This is a genomic window from Pseudomonas sp. PAMC 26793 (assembly GCF_000313235.1).
Classification (GTDB): Bacteria; Pseudomonadota; Gammaproteobacteria; order Pseudomonadales; family Pseudomonadaceae; genus Aquipseudomonas; species Aquipseudomonas yamanorum.
The window spans coordinates 357,517-371,443 of sequence record NZ_AMXG01000045.1; the positions used below are offsets into that span (position 1 = coordinate 357,517).

General features: G+C 58.5%; 11 protein-coding genes. 2 read left to right on the forward strand and 9 right to left on the reverse strand.

Annotated elements, in window-relative coordinates:
* Window positions 1-40: 40 nt before the first annotated feature.
* From bamA to rpsB, 9 genes are all read right to left on the reverse strand, one after another.
* Window positions 41-2,428, reverse strand: coding sequence for an outer membrane protein assembly factor BamA (bamA, locus tag D109_RS0125745; protein WP_017479410.1), 2,388 nt, complete (start codon window positions 2,426-2,428; stop codon window positions 41-43).
* Window positions 2,429-2,502: 74 nt separating this feature from the next.
* Entirely contained in the window at window positions 2,503-3,855 is a 1,353-nt protein-coding gene (rseP, locus tag D109_RS0125750) for a sigma E protease regulator RseP (protein WP_017479411.1), read from the reverse strand.
* Between the two features lie 53 nt (window positions 3,856-3,908).
* The gene (gene ispC, locus D109_RS0125755; protein WP_017479412.1) at window positions 3,909-5,099 is read right to left on the reverse strand and encodes a 1-deoxy-D-xylulose-5-phosphate reductoisomerase; all 1,191 of its coding nucleotides are present in this window, start codon (window positions 5,097-5,099) and stop codon (window positions 3,909-3,911) included.
* Window positions 5,096-5,902, reverse strand: coding sequence for a phosphatidate cytidylyltransferase (locus tag D109_RS0125760; protein ID WP_017479413.1), 807 nt, complete (start codon window positions 5,900-5,902; stop codon window positions 5,096-5,098). The genes ispC and D109_RS0125760 overlap by 4 nt, the downstream gene beginning before the upstream one ends.
* Complete coding sequence (gene uppS / locus D109_RS0125765; protein WP_003219323.1) at window positions 5,902-6,657, reverse strand: polyprenyl diphosphate synthase; 756 nt, start codon at window positions 6,655-6,657, stop codon at window positions 5,902-5,904. The genes D109_RS0125760 and uppS overlap by 1 nt, the downstream gene beginning before the upstream one ends.
* A 17-nt stretch (window positions 6,658-6,674) precedes the next feature.
* Entirely contained in the window at window positions 6,675-7,232 is a 558-nt protein-coding gene (gene frr / locus D109_RS0125770) for a ribosome recycling factor (protein ID WP_017479414.1), read from the reverse strand.
* Window positions 7,229-7,972, reverse strand: a complete 744-nt coding sequence (gene pyrH / locus D109_RS0125775) for a UMP kinase (protein ID WP_003219327.1) — start codon at window positions 7,970-7,972, stop codon at window positions 7,229-7,231. Before pyrH ends, frr begins: the two co-directional genes overlap by 4 nt.
* 210 nt (window positions 7,973-8,182) lie before the next feature.
* A complete protein-coding gene (tsf, locus tag D109_RS0125780; protein WP_008432237.1) occupies window positions 8,183-9,046 on the reverse strand; it encodes a translation elongation factor Ts in 864 nt (287 codons plus the stop codon).
* Between the two features lie 192 nt (window positions 9,047-9,238).
* Window positions 9,239-9,976, reverse strand: a complete 738-nt coding sequence (rpsB, locus tag D109_RS0125785) for a 30S ribosomal protein S2 (RefSeq protein WP_003219330.1) — start codon at window positions 9,974-9,976, stop codon at window positions 9,239-9,241.
* A gap of 385 nt (window positions 9,977-10,361) precedes the next feature.
* On the opposite strand from rpsB, the gene map reads away from it, so the two are divergent.
* Window positions 10,362-11,144, forward strand: coding sequence for a type I methionyl aminopeptidase (gene map / locus D109_RS0125790; protein WP_003189156.1), 783 nt, complete (start codon window positions 10,362-10,364; stop codon window positions 11,142-11,144).
* A 62-nt stretch (window positions 11,145-11,206) separates the two neighbouring features.
* Window positions 11,207-13,909: a [protein-PII] uridylyltransferase gene (locus tag D109_RS0125795; RefSeq protein WP_017479415.1), complete on the forward strand. Its 2,703-nt coding sequence runs from the start codon at window positions 11,207-11,209 to the stop codon at window positions 13,907-13,909.
* Window positions 13,910-13,927 lie beyond the last annotated feature (18 nt).

Below are 13,927 nucleotides of genomic sequence, written 5' to 3' on the forward strand. Positions count from 1 at the left end.
ACTCCTACAGAATCCGTTGTCATTATCTTGGGTCAGACGCTTAGAACGTCTGGCCGAGGGAGAATTGGAAAATCTGGGTTTCAGCGTTATCCGGTTTCTTGACCGGCATGGCCAGAGCAAAGCTCAACGGGCCAAGAGCGGTAACCCAAGTCACACCGACACCGACAGAGCTTGCCAGGTTGCTGAAGCTCACATCGTTACACTGGGTGTTGGACTTCGAGCCATTCGGGTTGGTGACCTGTTCACACTTGGAGTCGAACACGTTACCCACATCCCAGAAAACAGAAGTACGCAGGGAACGTTGATCCTTGACGAATGGCAGCGGGAACAATATTTCCGCACCACCTTGAATCAGCACGTTACCACCGAACGGCAGCGCGCTGGTGTCAGTATCGGCAATAGTACCCTGGTTACCGGTCACGTCCGCGCCACGGCTTGGAGTACCACGAGGCCCCAATGTGCTGTCCTTGAAACCACGTACCGAGTTGAAACCACCCGCATAGTAGTTCTCATAGAACGGCAAGCCGCTGGTCGAACCATAACCGTCGCCATAACCCAACTCGGTGTGCAGGCGCATGGTGTAGTTTTCGCTCAATGGCTGGAACAACTGGCCACGGTAGTCGAGTTTAAAGAACGACAGGTCGCTGCCCGGCGTGGTGGCTTCCAGAGTCAAGCTCTGGGAATGGCCACGGGTTGCCAGGACACCTTTGTTCAGAGTCGATTCCGACCAGCCGGCCGAAGCCTTGAAGTTCAGGAACTGGTCGCCTTCTTTGCGCACGAAGTTGAAGATCTCATCCACGGTGTACACACCGGTCTTGATCTTGTCCTGTTGCGCGGTCAGGCCGAAGGTCAGACGCGAGGTCTCACTGATCGGGTAACCAATGTTGGCACCCACACCGAAGCTGTCGATGGCATAGCTTGCAACGTCGACGTCGAGGTCTTTGTAGTCGGTGGTGCGGTAGAAGGCGTTGTAGCCCAGGCTCACACCGTCAGCAGTCCAGTAGGGGTCGACATAACCGAAGTTATAGCGGCTCTGGTATTCGCTTCGGGTCAGGCCGATGGAAACCTTGTTACCGGTACCGAGGAAGTTGTTCTGGGTGATCGAACCACCGAGGATCAGACCGGCACTCTGGGCGAAACCGACGCTGGCGGTAATCGAACCGGAGGCTTGCTCTTCTACGGCGTAGTTCACGTCAACCTGGTCATCCACGCCCGGTACAGCCGGGGTTTCAACGTTGACTTCCTTAAAGAAGCCCAGGCGCTCGAGGCGAACCTTGGACTGGTCGATCAGGTAAGTCGACGCCCAGCCACCTTCCATCTGACGCATTTCGCGACGCAGCACTTCGTCAGCCGACTTGGTGTTGCCACGGAAGTTGATGCGGTTCACGTAGGCACGCTTGCCCGGGTCTACAACGAAGGTGATGTCTACGGTATGGTCTTCGTCGTGCGGGGTCGGTACGCCGTTGACGTTGGCGAAGGTATAGCCTTCGTTACCCAGACGACGGGTGATCAGTTCGGACGTGGTGGTCATCAGCTTGCGCGAGAACACCTGGTCTTTCTGCACCAGCAACAGGGACTTGACCTGGTCTTCAGGCACTTTCAAGTCACCGCTGAGCTTGACGTCACGAACCTTGTACTTCTCGCCTTCGTTGACGTTGACGGTGATATAGACGTGCTTCTTGTCCGGGGTGATGGACACCTGGGTCGAAGCGATATCCATGTTGATATAGCCACGGTCCAGGTAGTAGGAACGCAGGCGCTCCAGGTCACCGGACAGTTTTTCGCGGGCGTACTTGTCATCGTTCTTGAAGAACGACAGCCAGTTGGTGGTCTTGAGCTCGAACAGGTCGATCAGGTCATCATCGGAGAACTTGGTGTTACCCACCACGTTGATGTGCTGGATCGCCGCCACGGTGCCTTCGTTGATGTTGACCTTCAGGCCGACGCGGTTACGCGGCTGCGGTACCACTTCGGTCTCGACGGTTGCCGAGTAACGGCCCTGGGCAACGTACTGGCGTTGCAGCTCGTTACGCACGCCTTCGAGGGTGGCACGCTGGAAGATCTCGCCTTCGGCAAGGCCCGATTGCTTGAGGCCTTTCATCAGGTCTTCAGTGGAGATCGCCTTGTTGCCTTCGATCTCGATACTGGCGACAGAAGGCCGCTCGACGACGGTGATGACGAGGACGTTACCTTCGCGACCCAGTTGGATATCTTGAAAGAACCCGGTTTTGAACAGCGCACGAGTGGATTCCACCAGGCGACGGTCATCAGCCTGTTCCCCGACGTTCAACGGCAAGGCACCAAAGACGCTACCCGCGGAAACCCGCTGGAGGCCGTTGACGCGAATATCGGAGATGGTGAAGGACTCGGCGTGAACTTCGGCGATCATCAATACGGTGAGAACCGCAGTTAGCAGCAGACGTTTCATGAAGTCCTTTCTTATTCCAACTGGCAATAAACAAACTGCCGCAAAATGCGGCAGATTCGCAATTCAGCGAAGCGTTACAGTCGTCCCAGATCGTTGACCAGAGCTAACAACATCACCCCGACCACCAAACTGATACCGATCTGTATCCCCCAACCCTGCACCCGATCCGACAAGGGGCGACCACGCGCCCACTCGACCAGATAAAACAACAGATGCCCCCCATCCAATACTGGAATGGGCAACAAATTCAGAACCCCAAGGCTAATACTCAGATAAGCCAGGAAATTCAGGAAATCTACAACGCCCGACTGGGCAGAAGCGCCCGCCACTTTAGCAATGGTTATCGGTCCACTCAAGTTTTTTACCGAGAGCTCGCCGAACAACATTTTCTTGAGGGAATCTAGGGTCAGCACACTCATGGTCCAGGTGCGTCTCGCCCCCTCGCCAATGGCCGCCAACGGCCCGTAGCTGACCTCTCGCACCATCGAGGGTGGCCACTCGACACCTTTCACCCCGGCGCCCAGGTAACCCCCGGCGGCCTTGGCTTCCCCGCGAACCGCCAGGGTCACAGGGACGTCGATTTGAGCACCATCGCGCTCAACTTTCAGCACAATTTTGGTATCTGGACGCACACGCACCAGATCGACCACCTGCTGCCAGTCATTCAGTGCCTGGCCATCGAGGGCCAACAGGCGATCGCCGGTTTTCAGACCTGCGGCCTGGGCCGGCCCCTTCGGATCCAGCTCTGCCAGCACCGGCGGCAACGCCGGGCGCCATGGACGGATGCCCAGGGATTTGATCGGATCAGGCTCATCGGAGCCTTTCAGCCAGTGGTCCAGGGTCAGCTCGCGCGGCGTTTCAGTGGTGGAGTCCTGCTCGCGTACCACCAACTTCACGATGCCGCTTTCACCCAGGCGACGCACCAACTGCAAATTGACCGCCCCCCAGCCGGTAGTGGGTTCGCCATCAACTGCAACAATTTCTTGCCCGGCGGTCAGGCCAGCCTTAGCCGCCATGCTGTCTGCCTCGACCGCACCAATGACCGGACGCACCTGCTGGCTACCCAGCATCGCCAGGACCCAGAAAAACACCATCGCCAACAGGAAGTTGGCGATCGGGCCTGCCGCGACGATGGCAATGCGCTGACGAACGGTCTTGCGATTGAAGGATTGGTCCAACTGATCAGCCGGCACTTCACCTTCGCGCTCATCGAGCATCTTGACGTAGCCGCCCAACGGGATGGCCGCAATCACAAACTCGGTGCCACGACGGTCGTGCCAGCGCAGCAACGGCATGCCGAAGCCTACGGAGAAGCGCAGCACCTTGACGCCGCAACGACGCGCGACCCAGAAATGGCCGAACTCGTGGAAGGTGACCAGCACACCCAGAGCAACCAGGGTGCCGACAATCATGTAGAGCGCACTCATCTAATTTCTCCGCCTTTCAATCCAGTGCCTGAAGGCTCAAACACGCCTAAAGACTAACGCGCATTGCGGTTCAACCACTGCTCAGCCAAGGCCCGGGCCTTTGCATCCGCTTCGAACACCGCGCCCAGATCATTCACGGCGACGACGGGTTCAAGGTTTAAAACGTCCTCGATCATACTCGCGATCTGCGGAAAGCGGATGCGCCGGTCCAGAAACGCCGCCACCGCCACTTCATTGGCCGCATTCAGCATCGCCGGGGCGCTGTTACCTGCCTCGGCAGCTTGCCGCGCAAGACGCAGGCAAGGGAAGCGTTGCTCGTCGGGCGCTTCGAAGTCCAGACGGGCAATGGCAAACAGATCCAACGGCGCAACACCCGAATCAATCCGCTCCGGCCACGCCAGGGCATTGGCAATCGGCGTGCGCATGTCCGGATTGCCCAACTGGGCCAATACCGAGCCATCCACGTAATCAACCAGGGAATGAATCACACTTTGCGGGTGGATCACCACCTCGACCTGATCCGGCCGGGCATCGAACAGCCAGCAGGCCTCGATCAGCTCCAGGCCCTTGTTCATCATGCTCGCCGAGTCCACCGAGATCTTGCGCCCCATGGACCAGTTCGGATGAGCACATGCCTGGTCGGGAGAAACATGCTCCAGATCGGCCAACGGTGTCTGCCGGAAAGGACCGCCAGAAGCTGTCAGCAGAATCCGGCGTACACCGACCTGGCTCAGCCCACGGGCAAAATCACCGGGCATGCATTGGAAAATCGCGTTGTGTTCGCTGTCCAGCGGCAGCAGCACGGCGCCGCTCTTGCGCACCGCCTGCATAAAGAGCGCACCGGACATCACCAGCGCTTCTTTATTGGCCAGCAGAATCTTCTTGCCTGCATCAACGGCGGCCAGGGTCGGACGCAAGCCGGCAGCGCCGACAATCGCCGCGACGACGGTGTCGACATCAGGGTCAGCCGAAACCTGGCACAACCCCTCCTCCCCCACCAACACCTGAGTCGCCAGGCCCGCAGCGCGCAGATCATCCTGCAAACCACGTGCAACTGCCGCTTCGGGCACCACTGCGTATTGCGGTGCGTGCCGTATACACAGTGCCAGCAGTTCGCTCAGGCGACTGAAGCCGGTCAATGCGAATACTTGATAACGCTCGGGATGACGGGCAATCACATCCAGGGTGCTTAGCCCCACCGAGCCGGTAGCGCCCAGCACGGTCACCTGTTGCAGGCGGCTCACGAGGCAGCCATCCACAGCAGTACGGCAAAGATCGGGATCGCGGCGGTCAGGCTGTCGATACGGTCCAGAACACCACCGTGACCCGGCAGCAGGTTACTGCTGTCCTTGATCCCGGCCTGGCGCTTGAACATGCTTTCAGTCAGGTCACCGACCACCGAGATGAACACGACCACGGCCGCCCCCACCAGGGACAGGAGCATTTCCTTGACGGTCCAGCCACGCACCACACCGACCACCAGAGTAATCACCAGGGTCAGCGCCAGGCCGCCATACACGCCTTCCCAGCTTTTACCCGGGCTGACAGCCGGCGCCAGCTTGCGCTTGCCGAAGGCACGACCAGAGAAGTAGGCGCCGATATCAGCCCCCCACACCAACACCATCACCGCCATGATCAGCCAGTTACCCAACTGCATCTGCTTGATGTAGACCAGACCCTGCCAGGCAGGCAGCAAAATCAAAAGACCGATCACCAGTTTGCAGGCGACACTGGACCAGTGGCCGCTGGTGCCCGGATACGTCAGCACCAGATAGGTCGCCAACGCCCACCACAACACCGCCGCACCCAGTACCCAGGGTGCCAAGTCCGGCAGGATGTACATCAGGAACATCAACAGCGCCACGACAGCGGCGTACACCACGCGCGGCAACTGCGCGGCGAAACCCGCCAGGCGCGCCCATTCCCAGGCACCCAGCGTCACCACCAGGCCAATGAACAGTGCGAAGTTTGCACCTTCAAGCAGGAAAAACCCGCACAGGGCAATAGGCAGCAGGATCAGCGCCGTGATGATTCGTTGTTTAAGCATTAAACCCGGGCTCCAGCTTCGATCTGCTCGCTCGTTTTACCGAAGCGACGCTGACGGGAAGCGAAATCGGCCAGCGCATTGCGCATGGCATCGTGTTTGAAGTCCGGCCAGAACAGGTCGGAGAAGTACAGTTCGGTATAGGCCAACTGCCACAACAGGAAGTTGCTGATGCGATGGTCGCCACCGGTACGAATACACAGGTCGGGCAATGGCAGGTCGCCGGTCACCAGACAGGTTTGTAACAGCTCGGGCGTGATGTCTTCCGGGCGCAGATGGCCGGCCTGCACTTCCCGCGCCAGGCGCTGCGCTGCCTGGGCAATATCCCACTGGCCGCCGTAGTTGGCTGCGATCTGCAGCACAAAACGGTTGCTGCCGGCAGTGATCGCCTCAGCTTCGCGCATGGCCGCTTGCAGTTCCGGATGGAACCGCGAACGGTCGCCGATGATGCGCAGGCTGATGTTGTTCTCGTTCAGGCGCTTGGCTTCACGACGCAATGCCTTGAAGAACAGGTCCATCAAGGCACTGACCTCCTCGGCCGGGCGCTGCCAGTTTTCACTGGAGAACGCGAACAGGGTCAACACCTCGACCTTGGCCTCGGCACACACCTCGATCACGGCACGCACAGCATCGACACCCGCTTTATGCCCGGCAACGCCTGGCATAAAGCGCTTCTTCGCCCAGCGATTATTCCCGTCCATGATGATCGCGACATGGCGCGGCACCACGGAGGGCACAGTCTGCTTGGTCTTTTCCATGAAGGCGTCCTGACCCCTTATACGGCCATCAGGTCCTTTTCTTTATCTTCCGTGGCCTTGGTGATCTGGGCCTCGGCATCTTTAGTCAGCTTATCGATATCGGCGACGGCACGACGCTCTTCGTCTTCGCTGATTTCCTTGTCCTTGACCAGCTTCTTCAGGTCACCCAAGGCATCACGACGAATGTTGCGCACGGCAACGCGCGCATCTTCTGCGGCGCTACGTGCCTGCTTGGTGAAGCCCTTGCGGGTTTCTTCGGTCAGGGCAGGCATGGAGATCAGCAGCAATTCGCCCAGGTTGGTCGGATTGAGGTTCAGGCCGGCGCTCTGGATCGCCTTGTCGACGGCGCCAAGCATGTTGCGCTCAAAAGCCACGACCTGCAGGGTGCGCGAATCTTTAACAGTGATGTTGGCCACTTGGGTGATGGAGGTATCAGCGCCGTAGTACGGCACCATCACGCTGCCCAGAATGCTTGGGTGGGCCTTGCCGGTACGAATCTGACCAAATGCATGGTTCAGAGACTCCAGGGATTTGTGCATGCGCTCTTGAGCGTCTTTCTTGATTTCGTTGATCATTGTTCGATTTCCTCGATCAGAGTCCCTTCCGCGCCGCCATGTACGATGTTCAGCAGGGCACCGGGCTTGTTCATGTTAAATACGCGCAGCGGCATCTTGTGGTCGCGGCACAAGCAAATAGCCGTCAGGTCCATCACACCCAGCTTGCGATCCAGTACTTCATCATAAGTCAGATGATCGAACTTCTCGGCATGCGGGTCTTTGAATGGGTCTGCAGTGTAAACACCGTCAACCTTGGTGGCCTTGAGCACCACGTCCGCGTTGATCTCGATACCACGCAGGCAGGCTGCCGAATCGGTGGTAAAGAACGGGTTGCCAGTACCGGCAGCAAAAATCACTACCTCCTTGGCATCCAGGTGGCGCATGGCTTTGCGACGATCATAGTGATCCGTTACGCCAACCATGGAAATAGCCGACATTACGATAGCGGTGATATTGGCGCGCTCGAGGGCGTCACGCATCGCCAGGGCGTTCATCACAGTGGCCAGCATGCCCATGTGGTCGCCTGTCACCCGATCCATGCCGGCAGCGCTCAGCGCCGCACCGCGGAACAGGTTGCCGCCGCCGATCACCAGACCGACCTGAACACCGATACCGACCAACTGGCCGACTTCCAGCGCCATGCGATCGAGTACCTTGGGATCGATCCCAAACTCTTCCGAGCCCATCAGGGCCTCGCCGCTAAGCTTGAGTAGAATGCGTTTATAGCGAGCCTGATGACCACTGCCCTGCTGAGCCATTGCGAATCTCTCCTGCGGCGTATTTTTTGAAAATTCTTGGCAAGCCGTTTACGGCCTGCGTTCACTCTAGCTTGACGCTGTCACAGCGCCATCGGAACACGGCTTTGTAAGCCAGTTCCAAAGGGAAACCAATAAAATTGATCACCCCATTTGAAAAGAGGCTGCGCGCGTAAGCGGGCAGCCTCTTTTGGGCGACAGTTAAAAACCGTCTTACTTCTTGGTGGCAGCCAGCTGGGCAGCAACTTCTTCAGCGAAGTTGTCGACCGGCTTCTCGATGCCGTCGCCTACTTTGTAGTAGGTGAAGGAAACGATTTCAGCACCGGCTTTCTTGGCCAGTTCGCCAACCTTGATTTCAGGGTTCTTGACGAACGCCTGCTCAACCAGGGAAGCCTCAGCCAGGAACTTGCTGATGCGGCCTTTAACCATGTTTTCAACGATGTTTTCAGGCTTGCCTTTGATTTTTTCTTCGTTCAGCTGCAGGAACACGGCTTTCTCGCGTTCGATGGCTTCAGCAGAAACTTCCGATGGCAGCAGGAATTCAGGGTTGCTGGCCGCTACGTGCATAGCGATGTCTTTGGCCAGTTCAACGTTGCCGCCTTTCAGGGCAACCACAACACCGATCTTGTTGCCGTGCAGGTAAGCACCCACAACATCGCCTTCAACGCGGGTCAGACGACGAATGTTAACGTTCTCGCCTACTTTACCCACCAGAACCAGACGATCAGCTTCTTGAGCTTCGATCAGCGGAGCGGCGTCGGTCAGTTTGTCAGCGAACGCTTTTTCAACGCTGGCAGCGACGAAGTTTTTGAAGTCGTCTTGCAGGGCCAGGAAGTCGGTCTGCGAGTTAACTTCCAGGATAACGGCGGATTTGCCGTCTTCCTTGATTGCGATAGCGCCTTCAGCAGCGACGTTGCCTGCTTTCTTGGCAGCCTTGATGGCGCCCGAAGCACGCATGTCATCAATGGCTTTTTCGATGTCGCCGCCGGCCTTGGTCAAGGCCTTTTTGCAATCCATCATGCCTTCGCCGGTACGCTCACGCAGTTCTTTAACCAACGCTGCAGTAATCTCTGCCATTTTCAAAATCCTCTTGGATAGGTTTTCAACCATTCCACCCGATTGAACGGGCGATCAATTCTTCCCGAACCACCCTTGTAGGCCGCTGCACGTTACAGATGTTGTAGCTGCGCTGCCGACAAATGGTTTTCGAGGTGGCAAAAAGGGGGCCAAGCCCCCTTTTTGCTTACTGAGTCAACGCCAAGGCGTCAGTTACTCAGCTGCTGCTACCGGAGCTTCTTCAACGAACTGCTCGGTGCCGCCAGCAACGTGGTTGCGACCACGGATTACAGCGTCAGCCATCGAACCCATGTACAGCTGGATAGCGCGGATTGCGTCATCGTTGCCTGGGATGATGTAGTCAACGCCTTCCGGGCTGCTGTTGGTATCGACTACGCCGATAACCGGGATACCCAGCTTGTTAGCTTCGGTGATCGCGATGCGCTCGTGATCAACGTCGATAACGAACAGTGCGTCAGGCAGACCGCCCATGTCCTTGATACCACCCAGGGAACGATCGAGCTTTTCCAGGTCGCGAGTGCGCATCAGCGCCTCTTTCTTGGTCAGCTTGGCGAAAGTACCGTCTTCGGCTTGCACTTCAAGGTCACGCAGACGCTTGATGGAAGCACGGATGGTTTTGAAGTTGGTCAGCATGCCGCCCAACCAGCGGTGATCGACGTACGGCGAACCGCAACGTGCTGCTTCTTCAGCAACGATCTTGCCAGCGGAACGCTTGGTGCCGACGAACAGAATCTTGTTTTTGCCCTGTGCCAGGCGCTCTACGAAAGTCAGAGCTTCGTTGAACATTGGCAGGGTTTTTTCAAGGTTGATGATGTGGATCTTGTTACGCGCGCCGAAAATGTACTTACCCATTTTCGGGTTCCAGTAACGGGTCTGGTGACCGAAGTGCACACCGGCCTTCAGCATATCGCGCATGTTGACTTGGGACATGATAGTTCCTTAATAAGTCGGGTTTGGCCTCCACGTATCCCAATGACCAACCAGTGGCATTCGCCTCCGGCACCCAGGTCATCGTGTCGACACGTGTGTGGATTTAAGCTTTGCGGGGTATCCCCGGAAAGCGGCGCATTTTATACCACAGAGCTTGCAAAAACGAAACCCGCAATCACATTTGCCGTCAGTCGCTTTTGCCTAAGCCTTTGAATAGAGCCAGAATGCCCCCAACCTTATAGACAGAAGCGATCGCCAGACGCTCATGGTTTCACCCCTGCGTCTGCTAGAATCGCGTTTTTTGGGCTTGTGTGAATTCTGCAACCTTTTGTCGCACACCCGTAAACCGTATTGATTTCAGCGCGTCGCGCTAGAGAGAGCCTGTATGACCGTCACCCTCAAAACCGCCGAAGATATCGCTGGCATGCGTGTTGCCGGCAAGCTGGCTGCCGACGTGCTGGAAATGATTGCTGAACACGTCAAGCCCGGCGTCACCACCGAAGCGCTGGACCGCATTTGCCACGACTATATCGTTGACGTGCAAAAAGCCATCCCTGCCCCACTGAACTACAAGGGCTTCCCCAAGTCGATCTGCACCTCGATCAACCACGTGGTGTGCCACGGGATTCCCGGCGACAAGCCGTTGAAAGACGGTGACACCCTGAACATCGACGTCACCGTGATCAAGGACGGCTACCACGGCGACACCAGCCGCATGTTCCACGTCGGCAACGTGCCGGTCTGGGCCGAGCGCCTGTCGCAAGTCACCCAGGAATGCATGTACAAGGCCATCGAGATCGTCAAGCCTGGCTGCCGCCTGGGCGACATCGGTGAAGTCATCCAGAAGCACGCTGAAAAGAACGGCTTCTCGGTGGTGCGCGAATTCTGCGGCCACGGCATCGGCAAGGTATTCCACGAAGAGCCACAGATCCTGCACTACGGCCGCGCCGGCACCGGCATGGAGCTGAAGGCAGGCATGACCTTCACCATCGAACCGATGATCAACCAGGGCAAGGCCGACACCAAGGTGCTTGGCGACGGCTGGACCGCCATCACCAAGGACCGCAAGCTCTCGGCCCAGTGGGAACACACCCTGCTGGTCACCGACACCGGCTACGAGATCTTCACGCTGCGGGCCGACGACACGATTCCCCGCGTTTCGGCGTAATGTTTGCACCGGTTTTCTAATTAGCAACGCTGTGACCCATAGATAGAAAGGAAAACCGATCGATGCCCCAGGTGGATCCCGAACTCTTCGACCGCGGCCAGTTCCAGGCGGAACTGGCGCTGAAGGCCAGCCCCATCGCCGCCTTCAAGAAGGCCATTCGTCAGGCCCGCGAGGTGCTCGACGCGCGCTTTCGTACGGGCCGGGATATCCGACGGCTGATCGAGGACCGCGCCTGGTTCGTCGACAACATCCTGCAAAAGGCCTGGGAACAGTTCAGCTGGAGTGAAGACGCCGATATCGCCCTGGTGGCGGTCGGCGGCTACGGCCGTGGTGAACTGCACCCCTACTCCGATATCGACCTGCTGATTTTGCTGGACAGCGCCGATCACGAAATTTTCCGCGACTCCATCGAGCGTTTTCTGACGTTGCTGTGGGACATCGGCCTGGAAGTCGGCCAAAGCGTGCGCTCGGTGGACGAATGCGCCCAGGAAGCCCGCGCCGACCTGACGGTGATCACCAACCTGATGGAAAGCCGCACCATCGCCGGCCCCGAGCGCCTGCGCCAGCGCATGCTGGAAGTCACCAGTACCGCGCACATGTGGCCGAGCAAGGACTTCTTCCTGGCCAAACGCGCCGAGCAGAAGGCCCGGCACCACAAGTACAACGACACCGAATACAACCTGGAACCCAACGTCAAAGGCTCACCGGGCGGGCTGCGGGATATCCAGACGATTTTGTGGGTCGCCCGCCGTCAATACGGCACCCTGAACCTGCGCGCCCTGGCCGGGGAAGGCTTCCTGGTTGAGAGCGAAAACGCCTTGCTGGCCTCCTCCCAGGAATTCCTGTGGAAAGTGCGCTACGCGTTGCACATGCTGGCCGGTCGCTCCGAAGACCGCCTGCTGTTCGACCACCAGCGCTCCATTGCGACCCTGCTGGGGTTTGAAGGCGAAGACGCGAAGACCAGCATCGAAAGCTTCATGCAGCAGTACTACCGGGTGGTAATGAGCATTGCCCAGCTCAGCGACCTGATCATCCAGCACTTCGAAGAAGTGATCCTGGCTCCGGAAGACGAAGCACCGCCGCAGCCGATCAACTCGCGCTTCCAGTTGCACGATGGCTACATCGAGGCGCGCAACGACAACGTGTTCAAACGCACGCCGTTCGCCATGCTGGAAATCTTCGTGTTGATGGCCCAACAGCCGGAAATCAAGGGCGTGCGCGCCGACACCATTCGCTTGCTGCGGGAAAACCGTCACCTGATCGACGACGATTTCCGTAACGACATCCGCAACACCAGCCTGTTTATCGAGCTGTTCAAGTGCAAGATCGGCATCCACCGCAACCTGCGGCGCATGAATCGCTACGGGATCCTGGGGCGCTACCTGCCGGAGTTCGGCTTTATCGTCGGGCAGATGCAGCACGACCTGTTCCACATCTATACGGTGGACGCCCACACCCTGAACCTGATCAAGCACCTGCGTAAGTTGCAGTACACCCAGGTATCAGAGAAATTCCCGCTGGCCAGTAAGCTCATGGCGCGCCTGCCCAAGCCGGAATTGATCTACCTCGCCGGCCTGTACCACGACATCGGCAAGGGCCGCCACGGTGACCACTCGGAAATTGGCGCGGTGGACGCCGAGGCGTTCTGCCAGCGCCATCAGTTGCCACTGTGGGACAGCCGGCTGATTGTGTGGCTGGTGCAAAACCACCTGGTGATGTCCACCACCGCCCAGCGCAAGGACTTGTCCGACCCGCAGGTGATCCATGATTTCGCCCAGGCCGTCGGCGACGAAACCCGTCTCGACTACCTGTACGTGCTCACCGTGTCCGACATCAACGCCACCAACCCGACGCTATGGAATTCCTGGCGCGCCAGCCTGTTGCGCCAGCTCTACACCGAGACCAAGCGCGCGCTGCGTCGCGGCCTGGAGAACCCGGTGGACCGTGAAGAGCAGATCCGGCGCACCCAAAGCGCGGCCCTGGATATTCTGGTGCGTGGCGGCAACGACCCGGACGACGTCGAGCAACTCTGGTCGCAACTGGGGGACGACTACTTCCTGCGCCACACCGCCGGCGACGTGGCCTGGCACAGCGACGCGATCCTGCAGCAGCCGGCCGATGGCGGGCCGCTGGTGCTGATCAAGGAAACCACCCAGCGCGAGTTCGAAGGCGGTACGCAGATCTTCATCTACGCACCCGACCAGCACGACTTCTTCGCCGTGACCGTGGCCGCGATGGACCAGCTCAACTTGAACATTCACGACGCCCGGGTCATCACCTCCAGCAGCCAGTTCACCCTCGACACCTACATCGTGCTCGACACGGAAGGCGAGTCCATCGGCGACAACCCGGAGCGAGTGAAAAAGATCCGCAAAGGCCTCACCGACGCGCTGCGCAACCCTGACGACTACCCGACCATCATCCAGCGCCGGGTACCGCGCCAGCTCAAGCACTTTGCGTTTGCCCCCGAGGTGACCATTCACAACGATGCCCAACGCCCGGTGACGGTGCTGGAACTCAGCGCGCCGGACCGGCCTGGCCTGTTGGCGCGGATCGGCACGATCTTCCTGGAGTTCGACCTGTCGTTGCAGAACGCCAAGATTGCGACCCTGGGCGAACGGGTGGAAGACGTGTTCTTCATTACCGATGCCGACAACCAGCCGCTTTCCGACCCTGAACTGTGCCAACGCTTGCAGGAAGCCATCGTCCAGCAGTTGAGCGTCAATCAGGAGACCGGCGTCGAGATGTCACGCTTGAGCATCTGACCGACCGACCATTTTCAG